This is a genomic window from Micromonospora sp. NPDC023956, assembly GCF_040639195.1.
Classification (GTDB): domain Bacteria; phylum Actinomycetota; class Actinomycetes; order Mycobacteriales; family Micromonosporaceae; genus Micromonospora.
This window is the reverse complement of the sequence record NZ_JBEZZN010000010.1, coordinates 250,560-269,536: the sequence shown is the minus strand read 5'-3', so window position 1 is coordinate 269,536 and position 18,977 is coordinate 250,560. Positions and strand designations below refer to the sequence as shown.

At 74.5% G+C, this 18,977-nt stretch carries 19 protein-coding genes; 8 read left to right on the top strand and 11 right to left on the bottom strand.

All coding sequences use genetic code 11. The annotated features are described in order from the left end of the window. Positions 1–103: 103 nt before the first annotated feature. Genes AB0F58_RS20880 through AB0F58_RS20870 form a run of 3 tightly spaced genes read right to left on the bottom strand, consistent with a single transcriptional unit; the run spans position 104 to position 2,504 of the window. Positions 104–817 (bottom strand): hypothetical protein, encoded by a 714-nt coding sequence (locus AB0F58_RS20880; protein WP_357145205.1) that lies wholly within the window; start codon positions 815–817, stop codon positions 104–106. A 2-nt stretch (positions 818–819) separates the two neighbouring features. After that, positions 820–1,608, bottom strand: coding sequence for an ABC transporter permease (locus AB0F58_RS20875; protein WP_357145203.1), 789 nt, complete (start codon positions 1,606–1,608; stop codon positions 820–822). Further along, the gene (locus tag AB0F58_RS20870) at positions 1,605–2,504 is read right to left on the bottom strand and encodes an ATP-binding cassette domain-containing protein (RefSeq protein WP_357145201.1); all 900 of its coding nucleotides are present in this window, start codon (positions 2,502–2,504) and stop codon (positions 1,605–1,607) included. Before AB0F58_RS20870 ends, AB0F58_RS20875 begins: the two co-directional genes overlap by 4 nt. A gap of 131 nt (positions 2,505–2,635) precedes the next feature. Between AB0F58_RS20870 and AB0F58_RS20865 the strand changes: the two genes are divergently transcribed. The 4 genes from AB0F58_RS20865 (at position 2,636) to AB0F58_RS20850 (ending at position 5,856) form a co-directional block, all read left to right on the top strand. Beyond that, positions 2,636–3,889, top strand: coding sequence for a histidine kinase (locus AB0F58_RS20865; RefSeq protein WP_357145198.1), 1,254 nt, complete (start codon positions 2,636–2,638; stop codon positions 3,887–3,889). Continuing rightward, positions 3,868–4,575 carry a response regulator transcription factor gene (locus AB0F58_RS20860; RefSeq protein ID WP_357145195.1) on the top strand — a complete coding sequence of 236 codons (708 nt, stop codon included), beginning with the start codon at positions 3,868–3,870 and terminating at the stop codon, positions 4,573–4,575. The genes AB0F58_RS20865 and AB0F58_RS20860 overlap by 22 nt, the downstream gene beginning before the upstream one ends. 154 nt (positions 4,576–4,729) lie before the next feature. Then, the gene (locus tag AB0F58_RS20855) at positions 4,730–5,371 is read left to right on the top strand and encodes a hypothetical protein (protein ID WP_357145192.1); all 642 of its coding nucleotides are present in this window, start codon (positions 4,730–4,732) and stop codon (positions 5,369–5,371) included. 20 nt (positions 5,372–5,391) lie between these two features. Then, positions 5,392–5,856, top strand: coding sequence for a PPOX class F420-dependent oxidoreductase (locus tag AB0F58_RS20850; RefSeq protein WP_357145189.1), 465 nt, complete (start codon positions 5,392–5,394; stop codon positions 5,854–5,856). Between the two features lie 225 nt (positions 5,857–6,081). On the opposite strand, the gene AB0F58_RS20845 is transcribed toward AB0F58_RS20850, so the two are convergent. Both AB0F58_RS20845 and AB0F58_RS20840 read right to left on the bottom strand, forming a co-directional pair. Beyond that, positions 6,082–6,723: an NAD(P)H-binding protein gene (locus tag AB0F58_RS20845; protein ID WP_357145186.1), complete on the bottom strand. Its 642-nt coding sequence runs from the start codon at positions 6,721–6,723 to the stop codon at positions 6,082–6,084. A 118-nt stretch (positions 6,724–6,841) separates the two neighbouring features. After that, the gene (locus AB0F58_RS20840; protein ID WP_357145183.1) at positions 6,842–8,074 is read right to left on the bottom strand and encodes a serine hydrolase domain-containing protein; all 1,233 of its coding nucleotides are present in this window, start codon (positions 8,072–8,074) and stop codon (positions 6,842–6,844) included. A gap of 62 nt (positions 8,075–8,136) precedes the next feature. On the opposite strand from AB0F58_RS20840, the gene AB0F58_RS20835 reads away from it, so the two are divergent. From AB0F58_RS20835 to AB0F58_RS20825, 3 genes are all read left to right on the top strand, one after another. Next, entirely contained in the window at positions 8,137–8,730 is a 594-nt protein-coding gene (locus tag AB0F58_RS20835) for a pentapeptide repeat-containing protein (RefSeq protein ID WP_357145181.1), read from the top strand. Positions 8,731–8,800: 70 nt separating this feature from the next. Beyond that, entirely contained in the window at positions 8,801–9,250 is a 450-nt protein-coding gene (locus tag AB0F58_RS20830; RefSeq protein ID WP_357145178.1) for a pyridoxamine 5'-phosphate oxidase family protein, read from the top strand. Positions 9,251–9,403: 153 nt separating this feature from the next. Further along, a complete protein-coding gene (locus AB0F58_RS20825; protein ID WP_357145175.1) occupies positions 9,404–9,721 on the top strand; it encodes a hypothetical protein in 318 nt (105 codons plus the stop codon). Between the two features lie 78 nt (positions 9,722–9,799). On the opposite strand, the gene dacB is transcribed toward AB0F58_RS20825, so the two are convergent. Then, entirely contained in the window at positions 9,800–11,392 is a 1,593-nt protein-coding gene (gene dacB, locus AB0F58_RS20820) for a D-alanyl-D-alanine carboxypeptidase/D-alanyl-D-alanine-endopeptidase (protein WP_357145172.1), read from the bottom strand. A 400-nt stretch (positions 11,393–11,792) separates the two neighbouring features. Between dacB and AB0F58_RS20815 the strand changes: the two genes are divergently transcribed. After that, the gene (locus AB0F58_RS20815; protein ID WP_357145169.1) at positions 11,793–12,080 is read left to right on the top strand and encodes an adhesin; all 288 of its coding nucleotides are present in this window, start codon (positions 11,793–11,795) and stop codon (positions 12,078–12,080) included. 48 nt (positions 12,081–12,128) lie between these two features. Here AB0F58_RS20815 and AB0F58_RS20810 read toward each other — a convergent pair whose 3' ends face one another. The 5 genes from AB0F58_RS20810 to AB0F58_RS20790 form a co-directional block, all read right to left on the bottom strand. After that, a complete protein-coding gene (locus tag AB0F58_RS20810; RefSeq protein WP_357145166.1) occupies positions 12,129–13,250 on the bottom strand; it encodes a hypothetical protein in 1,122 nt (373 codons plus the stop codon). Positions 13,251–13,365: 115 nt separating this feature from the next. Continuing rightward, a complete protein-coding gene (locus AB0F58_RS20805; protein WP_357145164.1) occupies positions 13,366–14,673 on the bottom strand; it encodes an ABC transporter substrate-binding protein in 1,308 nt (435 codons plus the stop codon). Beyond that, positions 14,670–15,791 (bottom strand): hypothetical protein, encoded by a 1,122-nt coding sequence (locus tag AB0F58_RS20800; protein ID WP_357145162.1) that lies wholly within the window; start codon positions 15,789–15,791, stop codon positions 14,670–14,672. Before AB0F58_RS20800 ends, AB0F58_RS20805 begins: the two co-directional genes overlap by 4 nt. Continuing rightward, on the bottom strand, positions 15,788–16,618 hold the full coding sequence (locus AB0F58_RS20795; RefSeq protein ID WP_357145159.1) for a zinc ribbon domain-containing protein: 831 nt from the start codon (positions 16,616–16,618) through the stop codon (positions 15,788–15,790). The genes AB0F58_RS20800 and AB0F58_RS20795 overlap by 4 nt, the downstream gene beginning before the upstream one ends. Before the next feature lie 18 nt (positions 16,619–16,636). Beyond that, a complete protein-coding gene (locus AB0F58_RS20790; protein ID WP_357145156.1) occupies positions 16,637–18,844 on the bottom strand; it encodes a tetratricopeptide repeat protein in 2,208 nt (735 codons plus the stop codon). Between the last annotated feature and the right edge of the window lie 133 nt (positions 18,845–18,977).

The window sequence follows — 18,977 nt, the reverse complement described above, 5'->3', positions numbered from 1 at the left end:
TTCGGATCGGGCGTCGCTACCCAGCACGGCCTCGCTGACGTTCCCGTTCCCGCACTTGAGCGCGAACCGCACGGCGGCCCCGCCGCCGGTCACCCGGGCGCTGTCACTCGGCCCGGGTGCGTCGGAAGTACTGGCGGGTCGACTCCTCCCGCACGACCAGCCCGAGGGCGGCCAGTTCCCGGCGCAGCTCCCGGGCGTCGTCGCCCCGGTCGTGCTTGAGCGCGTCCTCTCGGGCCCGCAGCAGCGCGTCCGCGCCCGGGGGCAGGTCGGGCAGGCCGGGGACCCAGCGCCGGTACCGGTCCCGGTGCGGATCCTCGGCCAGCCACGGGTAGCCGTGGGCGAGGAACGCCTCGCGCAACCGCCGGGCGCCCAGGTCGCACGACTCCCGGAAGAGTTCCTCGTCGACCGGGCCGAGCAGGACGAGCTGCCGACGGTCCCGGAACACCGCCCGGACCGTCGCCCGGCTCAGCTCCTGCTCCTCGCCCCTGTGGCGCAGGGTCACCCGGTCGGGGGCGACGGTGACGACGAGCCGCTCCCACGTGGCGATCCCGGCGAGCACCAGCCCGGCGAGGGCGCCCACCGCCAGGGCCCCGACGGTGACCTGCGGCTCGGGCAGCGAGGCGACCAGTTCGAGCAGGTCCTGTGCCGGCACCCAGGACCACCCGGCGAGCCGGTCCACCACGGTCGCCAGCAGCCAGCCGGCCCCGGCACCGAGCGTCGGGAAGCCGCCCCAGAAGAGGACCAGCTCGCCGGGGCCCCCGCTCACCACGACCGGCGAACCCGGGTTCGGGCCCGCCGGTACGGCGTCCGCCGGCACGGTCAGGACACCTCGCGGCGCATCGTCCGGACCAGCCCGACGACCAGCGGCGCGACCAGCCAGAGCAGCAGTGACGTGCCGAGCCGGGCCCACTGCCCGCCGGTCATCTCCGGGGAGATCAACGGGGTCATCGTCACCGCCGTGTCCAGCCACTCCGCCGGCGTCCGCAGGGCCTTGACCATCTCGCCGAGCACCGACCAGACGGTCGGCAGGACGAAGTACAGGACGATCGCCAGCGGGGTGTTCCCCAGCAGCAGACCGAAGGCGATCCCGATCAGCACGTTCGCCACCTGGAAGACGACGGCGTGCCACAGCAGCGCACCCGGCACCGACCAGGTGCCGGCGCCCCCGGTCAGGTCGGCGATCAGGGTGCCGGCGGCGGCGACCACGATGCTCGCCACCACCGACAGCAGCGCGGCGACCACCGCCGCCGCCAGCTTCGCGAGCACCACCCGGTGCCGCGCCGGGACCAGGGCGAACGTGGTGAGGGCGGTCCGCTGCGACCACTCCGAGGTCACCGACAGGATGCCGAGGACGGGCAGCAGGATCCCGATCGGCAGCAGCGTCGACTCGAAGAACGGACGGAACGTCTGCTCCTCGGCGGGGGCCACGAACAGCTGCACCGCGACGATCGCGACGGCGGAGAAGCCGATCACGATCAGCAGCCACAGCCCGGCCCGGGTGTCGGCGAGCTTGCGCAGCTCGACCCCGGTGAGCCGGAGCAGCGAGGGACGGCGGTCGGCCGCCGTGGACCGTACGGGTGCCGGGTTGGCGAGGGTGCCGGCGCTCACGGGGCGACCTCCTGCTTCGACTCGGTGGTGGTCAGGGTGAGGAAGAGCTGTTCCAGGCCGCCGCTGCCGGCCGGACGCAGTTCGGTGAGGGCGACCCCGGCGTCGGCGGCGGCCTGCCCGACCGCCCCGGCCTCGCCCCGGACCAGCAACCCCCCGTCGGCGCTGCCGGTCACGGAGAGGCCGGCGGCAGCCAGGGCGCCGCGCAGGGCCTGCGGATCCCGGGCCCGGACCAGGGTGCCGGCCCCGGCCAGCAGCTCGTCCTTGCCGCCCTGGGCGACGATCCGGCCACCACCGATCACCACCAGCCGGTCGGCCACCGCCTCCACCTCCCGGAGCAGGTGCGAGGAGAGGAGCACCGTGCCGCCCCGGTCGGCGAAGTCGCGCAGCAGGCCGCGCATCCAGAAGATCCCCTCCGGGTCCAGGCCGTTGGCCGGCTCGTCGAGGATGAGGATCCGGGGGTCGCCGAGCAGCGCGTGCGCGAGGCCGAGCCGCTGCCGCATCCCCAGCGAATACGCCCGGACCCGGCGCTTCGCCGCAGCCGGACCGAGGCCCACCTGGTCCAGCGTCGCCGGAACCCGCTGCGGGTCGACGCCCATGGTGCGGGCCGCGACGGTCAGCACCTCCCGCCCGGTACGCCCGGCATGCTGCGCCGAGGCGTCGAGCAGGACGCCGATCCGCCGGCCCGGGTTCGGCAGCTGCCGGTACGGCACCCCGTCGACCGTCGCGCTGCCCGACGTCGGCGGGGTGAGCCCGCAGATCATCCGCATGGTGGTGGACTTGCCGGCGCCGTTCGGGCCGAGGAAGCCGGTGACCGTCCCGGGCTCGCAGCGGAACGACACGTCGTCCACGGCGGCGTGCCGGCCGTACCGTTTGGTGAGGTTCTCGACCGTGATCATGTGACGAGCCTGCCCGCGCCACCCGGCCCGCCGCTGCGGCCGAGGGAGTACGACCGCCGCTACCTTGGTCGACGAAGAGGGTGGACTTTGGTCGGTGCCGCAGCAGCGGTGACGCTCCGTAGCATGGGCTCATGTCCCGCACGGCCGTCGTCCCCGAACACCCGTGGTTGCTGCCCGGCGCGCTGACGCCCCCGGGGGACCCGGCGCGGCGGCACCGCCGGACGACCCGTGACTGGCTGGTGGACGTCCTCTGCTTCCTGCTCTCCCTGGGCTGGGTGGTGGGGGCGACGGCGGACGCGTTCTCGGCACGTCCGCAGCTCTCGACGGCGATGCCGTACGACTGGATGGTCGCGGCGGACGCGGTGCTCGGTCTGGTCGTCACCGCCCTGCTCTGGGTGCGCCGCCGCTGGCCGGTCGGCCTGGCGGTGGCCACCCTGCCGCTGACCCTGTTCTCGATGGCCGCCGGTGTGCCGCTGACGATCCTCTACTTCACGGTGGTGGTGCACCGCCGCACCGCCGTCGCCCTGGCCCTGACCGGGGTCGGTTTCGCGACCAACGCGGTCTTCAGCTACCTGCGCCCCGACCCGCACCTGTCGTACTGGGAAACCTCCGCCTGGGGACTGGTGCTCACCCTCCTCGTGCTGGCCTGGGGGATGTTCGTCCGGGCCCGTCGGCAACTGGTGGTCTCGTTGCGCGAACGGGCCGAGCGGGCCGAGGCCGAGCAGCAGCTCCGCGTCACGCAGGCCCGGCAGGTGGAGCGCACCCGCATCGCCCGGGAGATGCACGACGTCCTCGCGCACCGGATCTCCCTGCTCAGCCTGCACGCCGGGGCGCTGGAGTTCCGGCCGGACGCGGCACCGGAGGAGATCGCCCGCGCCGCCGGGGTGATCCGCGGCAGCGCGCACGCCGCGCTCCAGGACCTCCGCGAGGTGATCGGGGTGCTGCGCGCCGAACCCGCCGCCGTGGAACCGGCCGCGCCGGAACGCCCGCAGCCCACCCTCGGCGACGTGCCGTCGCTGGTCGACGAGTCCCGGACCGCCGGGGTCCGGGTCGACCTGCGGGACCGGGTCGACCGGGCGGAGCAGGTGCCGGCGGCGGTGGGCCGCAGCGCGTACCGGATCGTGCAGGAGGGGTTGACCAACGCCCGTAAGCACGCTCCTGGAGTCGTGGTCAGCGTCGACCTCGGCGGCGGCCCGGCGGAAGGGCTGAACGTCGAGATCCGCAACCGCTGGCCGGTGGGGGAGCGCACCCCGGAGATCCCCGGCGCCGGCACCGGCCTGGTCGGCATCGCCGAGCGGGTCCATCTCGCCGGTGGCCGGCTAACCCACGGCCGGGACGAGTCCGGCGACTTCCGGCTGGCCGCGTGGCTGCCGTGGCCGGCGTGACCGGCGCGGGCGACCCCCGGCCGGTGCGGGTGCTCATCGTCGACGACGACCCGCTCGTCCGGGCCGGGCTGTCGATGATCCTCGGCGGGACGCCGGACCTGCGGGTGGTCGGCGAGGCCGGCGACGGCGGCGAGGTGCCCGCCGCCGTCGAGGCCTACGCGCCGGACGTCGTGCTGATGGACATCCGGATGCCCCGGGTGGACGGGCTGGCGGCCACCGAGGCGCTGCGGGCCCGGCCCGATCCGCCGGAGGTGCTCGTGCTGACCACCTTCGACGCCGACGACCAGGTGCTGCGGGCGCTGCGGGCCGGGGCGGGCGGGTTCCTGCTCAAGGACACCCCACCCGCCGAGATCGTGCAGGCGGTGCGCCGGGTCGCGGCGGGCGAGGCGACCCTCTCGCCGACCGTCACCCGCCGGCTGATCGCGCACGTCACCGCCGCCGTGCCGGCCGAGGTCCGGCCGGACCCGCGCCGGGAACGGGCGCTGCGGCTGCTCGCCGGGCTCAGTGAGCGGGAACACGAGGTGGCCCTGGCGCTCGGTCGGGGACGCACCAACGCGGAGATCTCCGCCGAGCTGTTCATGAGCGTGGCGACGGTGAAGGCGTACGTCTCGCGGCTGTTGACGAAGCTGGAGCTGAACAACCGGGTCCAGGTGGCGCTGCTCGTCCACGACGCCGAACTGGTCTGAACCGGCCCTCTGCCTGGTCTTGACCGGTTGCCCCGCCCCGGCGGGCGGTGCCGTCGGGTCCGTCGGTGGTCTTCCCGGTCACGATCCGCACCGGGGTGGGGTGGTCGGAGCCGATCGGCGGTAACGTCACGGACCGGATGACGCAGGAGGTGGCATGGCGCGCGGCGGTATCTTCTGCCTGGAGGGGCAATGGCACCGCGACCTGCACGAACGCGGGTCGGTGCTGCCGACGCTGGAGCTGCTGCAACGGCTCGGGCGGATCCGGTTCATCCACAAGGACGCCGCCACCCCCGACGAGCTGAACTACTTCCTGGACCGTTGGCTGCTCAAACAGTACGCCGACTACCGGGTCGGCTTCTTCGCCATGCACGGCGAGCCGAGCCGGCTCTGCCTCACCGACTGGCACTCGGTGGAGCTCAGCGACGTCGCCGAGCGGATGGCCGGCCGGTGCGGCGGGAAGCGGATCTATTTCGGCAGCTGCTCGGTGTTGCGCGCCTCCAACTCGGCGATACGGGAGTTCCTGGAGGTCACCGGGGCGGCGCTGGTCTGCGGGTTCACCCGGGAGGTCGACTGGGTGGAGTCGGCCGCCTTCGAGACCGTCCTGCTCGACGTGCTCGCCAACGGCCAGCGGCACAACGCCGCCGAGTTGCGGATGGGGTCGGCGCAGTGGGCGCCGCTCGCGTCGTACCTGGGCTTCCGGGTGATCTACGCCAACGGCCGGGAGTGGCGACCGGCGGCCCGGCCCCGGGTGCCCGTCCAGCCGGCCCGTGACCGGACCACCGCGCGCCCGTCGTGAACCGCTGGTAGAAACGAGCGATGGCACGCAGCATCGCGACGAACACGCGGGTCGACCGGCCGGGTCTGGTCGAGTTCCTCACTCCACGGCACCGCGCGGTGCTGATCACCACCCGGGCCGACGGTCGGCCGCAGTCCTCCCCGGTCGCCTGCGGCGTCGACGGCGCGGGACGACTGGTGATCTCGACGTACCCGGACCGGGCCAAGGTGCACAACATCCGCCGTGACCCGCGCGTCTCCGCCTGCGTGCTCTCCGACGACTGGAACGGCCCGTGGGTGCAGCTCGACGGCACCGCCGAGGTGCTCGACCTGCCGGAGGCGCTGGAACCGCTGGTGGAGTACTTCCGGTGCATCTCCGGGGAGCACCCGGACTGGGACGAGTACCGGCAGGCGATGGTCCGGCAGGGCAAGTCGCTGATCCGGGTCACCATCGAGAGCTGGGGACCGGTGGCGACCGGCGGCTTCCCGGCCCGGCTCGGGGACTGATGCGCTCGGCTGCCGGACTGATGCGCCCGGCTGGCGGCCGACCCGCCCCCGGCTGGCGGACTGATGCGTTCGGCTGGCGGACCGACCCGCCAGGCGGCTCGGTGCCGGGGGCGGCGGTCCGGTCGGTCCGCCGGGGCCGCCCACCGTGCGGAGCACGGTAGGGGTACGAAGACTGTCGAGCTGCCCGCAGCTGGCAACGCGGCGGTCGACGGCATCCGGCGCGGTTCAGTAGGCGACGGTGAACCGGGCGTTCAGGTGGCGCGGGTTCTCGATCTCGTCGACCACGGCCACCGCCAGGTCCTCGTACGACAGCGCCGACCGGCCCTCGGCGTCGGTGACCGGGTGGTCCCCGCCGGTGCGGTACCGCCCGGTGCGCTCGCCGGGGTGGAACTCCAGCGGCGGGGGCGAGACGTAGGTCCAGGGCACGCCGTCGGCCGAGGAGCGGTAACAGTCCAACGCGTCGGCCTGCCCCAGCGCCGAGTCGCGGTACTGCTCGGGGAAGTCCGGCGCGTCGAGGAACCGGGTGCCGTCCGGGGCGAGCAGGGTCGCCCCGCCGCCCAGGTGGATGATCCGGGGCGGGTCGGGCAGCTCGCGCAGCGCCGTCACCAGCGTCCGGGCGGCGTCCGCCCAGAGCGCCCGTTCGCCGCCGCCGACCGCGACCACCAGCGCGTCCGCCTCCGGCGCGAGTTCCCGTACGCTGCGCGCGGAGGTGACGTCGCCGGTCACCACCCGGACGCCCGCCGGCAGGTACGAGGTGGCCTCCGGCCGCCGCACGGCGGCGACCACCCGGTGTCCCCGGCGGAACGCCTCGGCGGTGACCCGGGAACCCGCGGTTCCCCCGGCGCCGAACACGACGATGCTGCTCATGACCGCCTCCCGGCCCGACGGACTGGTCCGCCTCCAGGCTAGGAGCGTTCCGTCGACCGGGCGGCGGAACGGCGATCCCGGTGCACCGGCCGACCCGACCCGTGCCCGGCGGGGCGGCTCAGTCGACCAGGGCGGAGTAGACGAGCTGGCGCAACTGGGGCCGCAGCGGGTAGGTGCTCGACGGCATGAGCTGGGTGAACAACAGGGCGGTGATCTCCTCGGCCGGGTCCACCCAGAACGCGGTGCTGGCCACCCCGCCCCAGTAGTACTCGCCGACGCTGCTCGGCACCCGCCCCGGAACCGGGTCCTGCACCACCGCGAAGCCGAGGCCGAAGCCCACCCCGTCGAAGATCGACTCGGCGAAGCCGCCGGTGGAGAGGGCTGCCAGGTCACGTCCGTCGGGCAGGTGGTTCCGGGTCATGAAGCGCACCGTGCGGGGACCCAGCACCCGCGCCCCGTCCAGGGCGCCCCCGCGCAGCAGCATCTGGGTGAAGCGGTGGTAGTCGTACGCGCTGGAGATCAGGCCGCTGCCCCCGGCGAGCAGGGTGGGCTTGTGCCGGGCGACCGCCCCGAACTGGTCGTGCCGCAGGATCCGCCCGGTCCGCGGGTCGGGCACGTAGAGCGCGCCGAGCCGATCGGCGTCGTCCCCGTCGACCCACCAGTGCGTGTCGGTCATGCCCAGCGGGCGCAGGATCCGGTCGGCGACGAAGTCGTCCAGGCGCTGCCCGGAGACCACCTCGACCAGCCGGCCGAGCACGTCGGTGGCGACCGAGTACCCCCACGCGCTGCCCGGCTGGAAGAGCAGCGGCAGCCCGGCCAGGGCCACCGAGGCGCCGGCCAGGTCCACCCCCGCCGGCCAGTGCAGGTCGTAGCCGGCCGTCCGGTACAGGTAGTCGACCACCGAGGTCTGCATGAAGCCGTACGTCAGACCGGCGGTGTGGGTGAGCAGGTGCCAGATCCGGATCGGCTCCACCGCCGGCACCGTGTACGGCTTGAGCGCGGAGCCCTTGGCGTAGACCCGGACGTCGGCGAACTCGGGCAGCCACCGGCTGATCTCGTCGGTCAGCTCGAACCGACCCTCCTCCCAGAGGATCATCGCGGCGACCGAGGTGACCGGCTTGGTCATCGAGTAGATCCGCCAGAGCGTGTCCGGGGTGACCGGAGCGCCGGCCTCCGCGTCGCGCAACCCGTACGTCGAGGAGTGCGCGACGTGCCCGCGCCGGGTCACCACGATCTGCCAGCCGGCCAACTGGCCCGCGTCGACGTACCGGCCGAAGTGCTCGTCGATCCGGGCCAGCCGGGCCGGGTCGAAGCCGATCTCGTCCGGGTCGATGTTGCGCGCCACGTCCACGAGATCTGAACCTACTAGCTGGTACGGACGGTTCGGAAGGGGGTGCGGCTACTCTCGGAGCCGTGCCGGAGCTGATCGAGGACGCGACCTACCGCCACGAGGACTGGTACGGCGAGGAGCTCGTCGACCGGCACTACCTGCGCTGTTCGTTCCAGGGGGTCGACCTGACCGAGGCGACCACCCGGGGCGCGGTCTTCACCGAGTGCTCCTTCGGCGGCGTACGCCTCAACGCCTCCCGGCACGTCGACACGGCGTTCACCCGGTGCGTCTTCACCCGGTGCGTGCTGTTCGAGGCCGAGTTCACCGGCTGCAAACTGGTCGGCAGCACGTTCGCCGACTGTGAGCTGCGTCCGCTTCGGGTCGAGGGCGGGGACTGGTCCTTCGTCGCCCTGCCCCGGGCCGACCTGCGGGGGGCGCGCATCACCGGCGTACGGATGCGGGAGGTGGACCTGACCGGGGCCGACCTGACCGGCGGGGTCCTGACCGACGCGGACCTCTCCGGCGCGCACGTCACCGGGGCCCGCCTCACCCGGTGTGACCTGCGGGGCAGCGACCTGAGCGCGGTCGACCCGACGGCGGTCCAGCGGACCGGCGCGATCATCGACCCGGACCAGGCGCTGGTACTGGCCCGGACGCTGGGCTTCGAGATCCGCTGACGCCGAGGATCGGCACGGCGGCGTGGAAAACCTGTCACCGGATGTCAGGCGCGGCTGCCACCCTCGGTACATGGCATGGTGGTCGGATCTGGTCGACGAGGAACCGGACTTCGCCGAGCGGGTACGCGCCCGCTTCGCGGTCCGCAAGCACGGGACGATGGCGACGCTGCGGCGGGACGGCTCACCCCGGATCAGCGGTACGGAGTTCCAGTTCGACGGCGGGGACCTGCGGGTGGGCAGCATGCCCGACGCGCTCAAGGCGCTCGACCTGCGGCGCGATCCCCGGGTCGCGCTGCACTGCCCGACCGAGGACACGCCCGAGGACGACCCCGGCTCCTGGGCCGGTGACGCGAAGATCGCCGGGATCGCGCACGAACTGCCCCGGCCGGAGGACGGCTCGCACCGGTTCCGCATCGAGGTGACCGAGGTGGTCCTGACCCGGGTGGGCGAGCCGGCCGACCACCTGGTGATCGAGAGTTGGCATCCCGGCCGGGGCCTGCGTCGCCGTACCCGTCGCTAGCGCGCGAACCCGGCGGGCCTCGCGTCACGGGTGCCACCGACCGGCGGGCGAACTGCCGGATCGGTGGCGCCGGGACAGTTTGTCCGTCGCGTTGCGTCGATGGGGTCGTAACTTTCCGTTGTGGAGATTCGACGATCCCGGGAGGCTTCGCTGATGGGCACGAGGACCCGTACCGTCCGACCGGCCGCCACGCGCGCCGGTGGCGCGTCGGCCGGGGAGGTGCTCCGGGAGATACCGCTACCGCCGTACGTCACCGGGGAGGACGCGCAGTTCGCGGTCCGGGCGGTGGTGGTGCACGCGCCGCGCCGGTGGTCCGGCGGGACGGTGTGCCGCAACGACGCCAGCCCGCACCCGTGCCGCCTGCACCGCTGGGGTCGCCGGGTGCTGGCCCTGCGCGGACTCCGCCCGGCCGACATCGACGCCCTCATCGAGCGGGGCGATCCCGCCGCCGTCCCGCCCCCGGTCGCCTGACCCCGGCCGGGGCGGGCCGGGGTGGTGGCAGGGGCCCCGGTCACCGCTCGGTGCGGGACAGGGGCCCCTGGAGGCACCTCAGCAGGTGATCGGCTTGTGCCAGGAGCACTCGATGCCCTCCGGGGTCCGGGGGATCTCCGGTGCCGCCGGGGGTGCGGTCCGCGCCGCCGCGCCGCCGGTGGCGGTGTACGACGCGAGCGTGATCGCGATCTGGTCCTCCAGGTTCTTGACCGAGGAGGCCAGGTAGTTGTTGAGCACGACGGAGAAGACGAGGCGCCGCCCGTCGGCGTCGGTGACGTAACCGGAGAGCCCGGAAACCCCGGTCAGACTGCCGGTCTTGGCCCGTACGTTGTTCGCCGCCGGGGTGCCCGCCATCCGGCTGCGCAGGGTGCCGCCGACGAACCGTTCCGCGTTCCCGGCGACCGGCAGGGCGGCGTACCAGGCGTCGAACCAGGGTTCGGCGCGCACGGCGACCAGCAGGTCGACGAACTCGGCGGGCGGGACCAGGTTCCGCCGGGACAGCCCCGAGCCGTCGCGCTGGCGCAGCGTGCCGGTGTCCATGCCGGCGTCGGCCACGTACCCGCTGATCGCGGAGATTCCGGCCGACCAGGTGCCGGAGCCGCTGAGCACCCGCCCGATCTCCTTGGTCAGCACCTCGGCGTGACCGTTGTTGGAGAGCTTCATGAACGGCACCATCAGCTCGGCCAGCGGCATCGAGTCGTGCCGGGCCACGGCGGTCGCACCGGCCGGGGTCGCCCGCCCGAGCACGGTCTTCCCGAGCACCCGTACGCCGTGCCGGCGCAGCGCCGTGCGGAACACGTCGGCGGCGTACCCGGTGGGTTCCCAGACCGTCACCCAGTCGCTGCTCGGGGTGGCGCCGAGGGCGATCTGCCCGGTCACCACGACGGTGTTGGTGCCGTGCTCGCGTTCGATGGAGACGCTGGTCGTCCCGGTGGCCACGGTGGTGGCCCGGTTGTCGATCCGCAGGTACCCGGTCGACGGGGTGAGGCTGATCGTCGGACGCTGTCCGGCGGCCTTCCCGGGCGCCGCCGCGACGATCACCGTGCCGGCGTCGTAGTCGGTGTCCGGGGCGACGGTCAGCGCGGAGACCTGGGCCGCGTAGTAGTAGGGCTCGTCGTCCCAGGTCCAGTCCGGGCCGAGCCGGGTGGCGTCGTAGCGGGTGTCGTCGGCGACCAGGCCGCCGGTGACCACCCGGATGCCGGACGCCGCGACCCGGGCGGCGAGCGCGTCGTAGTCGGCGGCGAGCATGGTGGGGTCGCCCCCGCCACGCAGGTGGAGGTCGCCGGTGAGGACGCCGCCGCGGGCGGCGCCGGTGCGCAGGACGTCGGTGGTGAACCGGTGTCCCGGCCCGAGCAGCTCCATGGCGGCGGCCGAGGTGAGCAGCTTGGTGTTGGAGGCGGGGATCAGCCGGCGGTCACCGTTGCGCTGGTAGATGGTGTCGCCCGTGGTGGCGTCGGCGACCACCACGCCCGCCTGCGCGCCGTCGAGGCGGGCGTCGGCGAGGATCGCGTCGAGGGTGGCGCTGAGCCGGGTGTCGGCGGGGGCGGGGGATTCGGCGGTGGCGGTGGGTGCGGCGCTGGTGGTCGCGGTGGCCACCGCGGTGGCGAGGGCGACGAGGGCGAGCGCCCGGGGATAGCGACGATGTTGCATCCGCCGATGTTGTCATGAAGGTTCTTTTCAGCGCAGCATCGAGATCGAAGATTCGTGCCACCGACGGGCGTCGGACTCCCCGGGACGCACCTCGCGATCCGGCCCGGACGGGTACGGCGGGGAGGTGGTTGTCCGGACTGCCCGGATGGCCGGCTTCCGCTTGACGGATCCCGCCGCAGCGGGCACCGTTGGCCGGAGAGGGGCGGTACGAGTCGCCCCGTTCCGCAGCAGGTGGCGGGCCCGCTCTCCAGGGCCGCCGGCGTACCGGAGGGCCTGTTCGTGGCGGCCCTGTCCGGACGTCCCACCGGGTGATGTGCCCGGGGCCCCGCGACCGGCGGTGGTCCACGGGACCGGCCGCCGGCCACCGGCGGCGACCCGATCACCAGTGAGGAGTTCCGCGATGCTCACCATGACCGACAACGCCGTACTCGTGATCCGTGACCTCGCCGCGCAGCAGGACGTCTCCGAGGCCGGCGGGCTGCGCATCACCGCCGATCTGGACGCGGGCGCGCTCGCCGTCGAACTGGTCGGACAGCCGGACCGGGACGATCAGGTGGTGGACACCGAGGGAGCCCGGATCTTCCTCGACTCCGACGCCGCCGAACTGCTCACCGACACCTCGGTCGACGCGACCGTCGACGAGGAGGGTGTGGTGCAGTTCGGCTTCACCGAGCAGCCGGCCCGCTGAGCGACCCGCCCCCCCGGGACGAACCCGCCCCGCAGCGGCCGGTCGTCGTCACCTGCCCCACCCCGACTCGTCGCCCCGGGGCGGCCGGGCCGGTCGTCCGCCGTGGCGGGACCCACGGGGTCGGGGGCCCTCGGGGCGTTCGCGGCCCCGGTGCGGGGCCGGCCGGGGCGGGGGCGCGCCCGCCGGCTGCCGGAGCGCGGCAAGCACGTGGGCCAGGTGGTGCGAGGTGCCCCAGGCCGCCCAACTGGTCGCCGAACCGGCTCCGGCGGCACCCCGCGCCCGGCGCAGGATCTCGTGGTCGCCCCAGGAGAACCCGGCCCCGACCGTCGGCCAGTGCGGGGCGGAGACCACCGCCCGGCACAGCTCGGCGACCCGGTCGTCCCCGCGCCCGCCCCGCCGGGACCAGCGGTAGACCCACCAGGTTCCGTCGGCGGTGTACCGCATCGCGGGCAGCCGTTCGGGTGGGGTCGGGGTGGCGGTCCGGATCGCGTAGTCGCCGTAGCCCAGGTCGAGGCCGGTCAGCTTCTGCCAGAGCAGCCAGTCCCAGCGCACCAGCCGGGCCGGCTCGCCGTCCGGCAGGTCGGGCAGCGCGGGCGGCATCGCCCCGGCCGCCACCGTCACCGTCCGCCAGGCGTGCCGGCGTGCCCAGTCGAGCAACCGGCGCACCCGGGGCTCGGCGGCGCGCAGGTCCGCCGCACAGCAGACCTCCCCGACGTCGAGCAGCAGGTCACACTGTTCCGGCATCAGCCCGGTACGCCGCCAGATCCGTTCCGCCGCGCCGGTGGCCGCGTCCGGGCCGCACGGATCGGTGCGCAGGCGCAGGCGGAGCACCGCCCAGCCGAGGTGGGCGCGGGCCATCGCGCCGAGGACGACCAGCCGGTCGGCGTCCTCCCCGAACCGGATCACCGGGACCAGCGGTACGCCCCGGCGCAGCAGCCCGAGCAGCGGCCCGGGGTCGGGGAACCCGGCCAGGTCGACGGCGGCGGCCAGTCCCGCCGGCAGCCGACCGAGCAGGTCGACGGGATCACCGGCGGCGAGGGTGAGGATCGGGACGACGAGCAGGGCGGCGTCGCTGTCGAGATGGCCCAGCGCCTCCAGTTCGCTCCGCCCGGCGGTGAGGACCGGGCGGTACACCGGCTCCGCCGTCCGTCCCGGGTGGGCGGACGCCATACTCCAATGTATCGAGAGATGACCATGTGTCACAGCGCCGTTCGGCTGACCCGGCGCTCGGACCGCCCGCGTGGTCGTCCGTCCCCTTCGGACGGTGCTCCGGTGCCGATCCCGCCTACCGGCCGAGGCAGGGCAGGTCCAGCCATTCCTCGGCCGGGATCCGGTCCCGCACGGTGTCGAGTTCGCGGAGCAGGGCCGCCAGGTCCCGGGGATCGTCGAGGTGGTGCAGGACGGCCCGGTGGAACGCCGCGGTCATCGCCGCCGGCATCAGGTCCGACGCGTCCCGGCAGAGGGTGCCCCGGGTCAGGGTCTCGGCGATCCGGCGCGACACCGGGTCCGGGTAGCCCGCCGGATCGGTACCCCGGTTCAGGGTGAAGGACAGCCCGCCGCTGGCCTCCCGCCAGACCTGCCGGGCCCGTTCCCCGGCCAGGAAACGGATCAACTCGCGGGCCTCCGGGGTGTCCTCGAACATCCCCACCACGTCCTCCGCGATCTCGGTGGTCGTGGCGGTGCCCCCGCGCGCCGCGAAGGGCGGGAACGGGAAGAAGTCGAACCGCCCCGGGGCCTCCCGCCGGTAGTCGCGGACGATGTAGGACCCGTGGTGGTCCAGCTGGCACTCCGGCCGCTCGGCGAACATCCCGAGCCCGGCGACGTTGAAGCCGGTCAGCAGGGCGTTCGGGGTGCTCCGGCCGGCCCGGGTCACCTCGCCCCAGGCCTGCCAGACCTCGCGCATCTGCGGTGAGTCCCACCGCAGGTCGCCGGCCGTCCACGCCTGGTACGTCTGGGCCCCCCACCGGTGCAGGAAGAGGTCCTCGATCCAGTCGGTGCCCGGCCAGCCGGACAGCGGCGGCGCGCCCATGCCCAGGCACCAGGGCGTCCGCCGGCCGGCACCGAACTCCACCAGCTCCTCCCAGGTCGCCGGGGGACGCCCGGCCAGGGCGGGTTGCCGGTCGGTCGCGTACCAGACGAGGCTCTTGGGGACCACGTTCACCGAGAGCCCGTAGACCCGACCGCCGAGGGTGACCAGCTGCGGCTCCAGGTCCGCCCGCCGGTCCGCGCCGAGCACGTCGTCCAGCGGGTGCAGCTTGCGGCTGTGCACGTACGTCTGGAGGTCGTTGAGCCGGGGCAGCACCGCCACGTCGGGCGGGGAGCCACGGTCGACCCCGGAGCGGAGCACCTGGCTGACGTCGCGGGTGCCCCGGTAGTCCACGGTGATGCCGGTGCGTCGCTCGAACTCGTCGAGCACCGCGACGAAGGCGGCAGCCTCGGTGTCCGGGGGCGTCGTCCCGTCGCCCCCCGGCGCCTCGGACCAGGAGGCGATGACGGTGACCCGCCCGGTCGGGGTGGGGTCCGCGCAGGCGGCGATGCCACCGGCGGCGAGCAGGGCCGGGAGGAGCAGCAGCAGTCCGATTCGGCGTCTCATCGTTCGTGGTACCGGTATTCGTCCAGGCGCGGCTGGAAGCCGAGCAGTACGGCCACCGCGGCACAGAGCGCCGCGAGGGGCAGGACGAACTCGCCGCCGTAACTGGTGGCCGCCCGGGTGGCCCGGTCGGTGGCGACGTCGCCGTTCGTCCGCGCGTCGCCCGCCCGATCGGCGGTGGTCGCCGCGGGTGGGGGCACGGCTCCGTCCGGGGGTGCGCTCCCCTCGGCGTCCACCAGGTCGAGGGTGCGCGGGCACCCGCCCCGCCCCCCGCAGGCCGCCTCGAGCCGGTCGGTGAGGCGGCTGCTGTCCTCGGCCGCCAGGAGCGTCAACTGCTCCCTCCGGTCCCGCTCGACCGCGCTGACCGATTCCCGGGTCGCGGTGAGCTGCCCGGCGGACCAGAGGCTGGACGAGGTGGCGGCGCCCATCAGCAGGACGAAGAAGGTGGCCAGCAGCAGCGGGGCGTTCACCCGGCGGCGGAACCGTCGGTGCAGGAAGCGCTGTGCCCGCACCAGCAGCCCGACGAGGACGAGCACCGGCACCAGCCAGAGCGCCGCCGCGGCCGGGGTGGCCCACAGCCGGCCGACCTGCTCGTCCAACGCCGCCACCTGCGCCTGGCGCAGCCGGTCGAGCCGGAGCAGGAGTTCCTCCAGGAGGCTGGCGGCATCCCAGAGCGCGGCGGTGCCGAGAGCGCTGTCCCGGCCCTGGCGGAAGTGCACGTCGGCTCGGGCGATCAGACCGGTGTAGGTGACCAGCAGCGCCTCGACCACCTGGATGTCCCCACTGCCCGTCTCACCGGCCGCGTTCCGCTCGGCGACCTCGGCCAGGTGCTGCCCGGCGGCGGCGATCCGGTTCTGGTACTCCTCGCCGGGACCACCGAGGAGGCGGGTGCCGTCGGAGAAACCGGTCAGGGCCGCGCCGTGCGCCGCCCGGAGGGCGACCTGGGTGTCGTAGACGGCCAGGACCGACGGTACGGACTGCGCGGCGACCGCGTCGGCGGCCCGGTGCACGCCGAGGAAGACCGAGAGGCAGCCGGCCAGCGCGACCGCCGTCGCGACGAGCAGGGTCCGCCGGTGCCGTCGCAGGGTCAGCCGCGTGGTGCTGGTCAGCGCGCCGCTCACGTCGGCACCGGCCCCGGGACCGCGAGTTCCGCCCCGCACCGTTCGCAGTACCGGGCGTCCGGCGACGACTCCCGGCCGCAGCGGCAGGTCCGGACGCCGCCGTCGGTCACCACCGTGTCGTGCCGGGTGTACGACGAGCGGACCGCCACGTTGGCCAGGTCCACCCGGTCCAGGTCGTCCCGGATCCGCACCTCCCCCGTCGCCGGGTCGGCGATGTCGACCAGCAGCCCCAGCTCCTCGAGCCGTCGGGTGTCACCGGCCACGGCGGCCAGCCGGACCGCCCGCCCCAGGAGGCCGGCGGCGGCCGAGGGGTCGCCGCTGTCGTAGCGCTCGCAGCCGTCGGCGATCAGCCGGCTCAGTTCCTCCTGACCGGAGAAGTGCGCGACCCGGGGATCGATCCGGCCGGAGAGGACCGGGTCGTCGGTCCAGTGCACCAGGGCGGCCACCGGTGGTGGCCGGGTGGCTCCGTCCGCCACCAGGTCGATCCGGGCGGCCAGCAGGTCCTCGCCCCGGGGCCGGTCCGTGCCGTCCACCTCCAGGCAGAGGTGGTACTCCCGGCGCTCCTCGCCCCACGGGCCGGTCGGGTGGTCCACCGTCTGGTCGTCCACCGGTACGCCGACCAGGTCCCGCACCGCCGGATGGACCTGCCGGCAGAACAGCACCCGGTTGGGGGCGACGGTACGGATCCGGATCCGTACCCCGGCCACCGGCTGTCCCTGCCCGGCGGACGCCGTGACGGTGAGGATCGCGTGCAGCTCGCGATCGGCCGGGGAGAGGTGGTGGTCGTGGTCGAGGTGCAGGTCGAAGCCGAGGGGGGTGGTCGACACCGGATCACTCCTCACACGTCACAGCAGGGTCAGGGGACGGACCGTGTTCGCCCGGTCGAGGAGCACGCCATGGTCGTTGCGGTTGCGGGCCTGCTGTCGGGCGAGGCCGCGGAAGGAGCGGGCGAGTCGGCGTCGCAGAGCGTTCTCCGAGGGCGGGTCACCGAACGTCCCGGCCTCGTCCAGCCCGTCCGGCCCGGTGGTCAGGACCCGTTCCAGTGCCGCCTCGAGGACGGTCGTGGTCAGCCGGTCGCGGGCCTCGCCGTGCGGGTTGCCGCCGTCGAGCCGCAGCTCGGGGAGGCGTCGGACCGCCTCGTTCAGCGCCACCGCGTCGGGCGGACCGTCGCCGAGCCGGCTGGTGAGCGCCCGGACGGCGGCGATCCGGGCGGTGTCGTGGTGCCGGGAGAACCGGGGCACGCCGTCCAGGGCGGCCACCGCCCCGGCCCGGTTCCGCCCGACCAGCCGGAGCCGGGCCAGGCCGAACGCGGCGCTCGCGGTCAGCCGGTCGCGCCGCCACACCGCCTCGTAGTAGCGGGCCGCCCGGACCTCGTCGCCGGTGTGCTCGGCACAGTAGGCGAGGGCCAGTTTCGGCGCGACCTCGCCGGGGAGTTCCCCGTACACCGCGTCGAAGAGGTCACCGGCCCGGGACACGTCGCCCTGGGTGAGCGCGAGCAGCGCGTGGTGCCAGGTCACCCGCCAGTCGGCGGCCACGTGGTCACCGAGCAGCCGCTCGGCGGCGCTGAGCGCGTCCCAGGCGCGGGGCGCGTCGCCCAGCTCCAGCCGGGCCCGGCACCGGGCGAGTTCGATCTCGACGGAGGGGGCGTCGAAGGCGGCGAGGCCGTCCAGCAGGCGCTCCGGGTCGAGCGCCCCGACGGTGGTGAGGAACTCGGCGGCGGGGTCGCCGGGCACCGGACGGGGCACCGGCAGACCGGTGGCCACGGCGGCCGGGGCGGGCCGACCGTGCGCGCGTACCGCACTGCCCGCCGGTGTGGTCCAGTGCTCCAGCGGCGGCACCGTGCCGAGCCCCGCGTCGAGCAGTGCGGGGGTCGGCGCGAAGACCGTCGACGAGGCGGGCTGCTCGTGCACCGACCGGGCCGGCAGCAGCTCGTGCAGCACCCCCTTGAGCTGCTCGGACATCTCGGTGGCGGAGGCGAAGCGGTGCTCCGGCCGGTCGTGCCGGGCCCGTCGGACCAGCCGGAGGAACGACTCCACCCCGACGTCGACGTCGCCGGGCGGGACCTCCGGGCCGGGGACGAGCCCACGACTCAGCTCCGCCAGCAGCACCCCGACCGCGTACAGGTCGGAGCGGACCGTGGTGCCGTGTCTCTCCAGTTCCCGGTCGCTCACCCGGTACCTCGGGGTGCCCACCAGCGGGCTGGACCGGTCGTCGGCCCGGCGTACCCCGCCGAGGTCGATCAGCTTGATCCGGTCGGCGGTGCGGATCACGTTCCCCGGGTGCAGGTCGGTGTAGAGCAGTCCCCGGCGGTGCAGGTAGTCCAGCGCGGTCAGGATCTCGTGGGCGTACGCGAGGAGGTGCTCCAGCGGCAGCGAGACGTCCGGTCGGGCCGGGTCGCGCGCCGCCAGGCAGAGTTCCGCCAGGGACATCCCGTTCAGGTACTCCATGACGATGTAGCTGGTCTGCCCCCCGAACAGCCGGTCCGGGGCGGTGACGAAGTTGAAGATCCGGACGATGGTCGGGTGGTCCAGCGTGGTCAGGTAGCGCCGCTCGGAGACCTCCATCGCCAGCGCGTGCCGGTCGGTCTTGTTGATCAGCCGTTTCAGGGCCACCGGGTTGTCGTCCAGGTGGGTGTCCCTGGCGAGGTACACCTGACCGAGACCGCCCCGGGCCAGGTAGCCGACGACCTCGTACTGGTCGGCGACCCGGTCGCCGTGACCGAGGTCGGGGACGAAGGCGAAGGGGGTCTGGCACCGAGGGCAGTAGCCGTGGTCCAGGCGGTCCCGCCCGCCCCGCCCGACCGGGCCGCCGCACCGGGTACAGAACCGCTGGTGCTCGGGGACCGTCGGATCACGCAGGACCCGCTGGTCGGTCGGGAACTCCAGCACGGGAAGGGCGACCAGGTCGGCGACCATCCAGGTCGGACCGGTCGGCGGCGGGGTCGGCCCGGGGTGCGCCGGTGGGGCGGTACGGCGGGGGGCCAGCCCGCACCGGTCGCAGAAGCCGGTCTCGTCGACCGTGCCGGTGCAGTCCGGGGTACGGGTGCAGCGCATCAGGCGGACCCTCCGTCGGACTCCGCGGCGGACCGGCCGTCGAGGACGCGGCGCAGCGGACCGACGGGGTGCGCACCGGTGAGGACGTGCCGGTCCCCGGGCGGGGTCCCGCTGCCCGGAGTTCGGCCGTCGA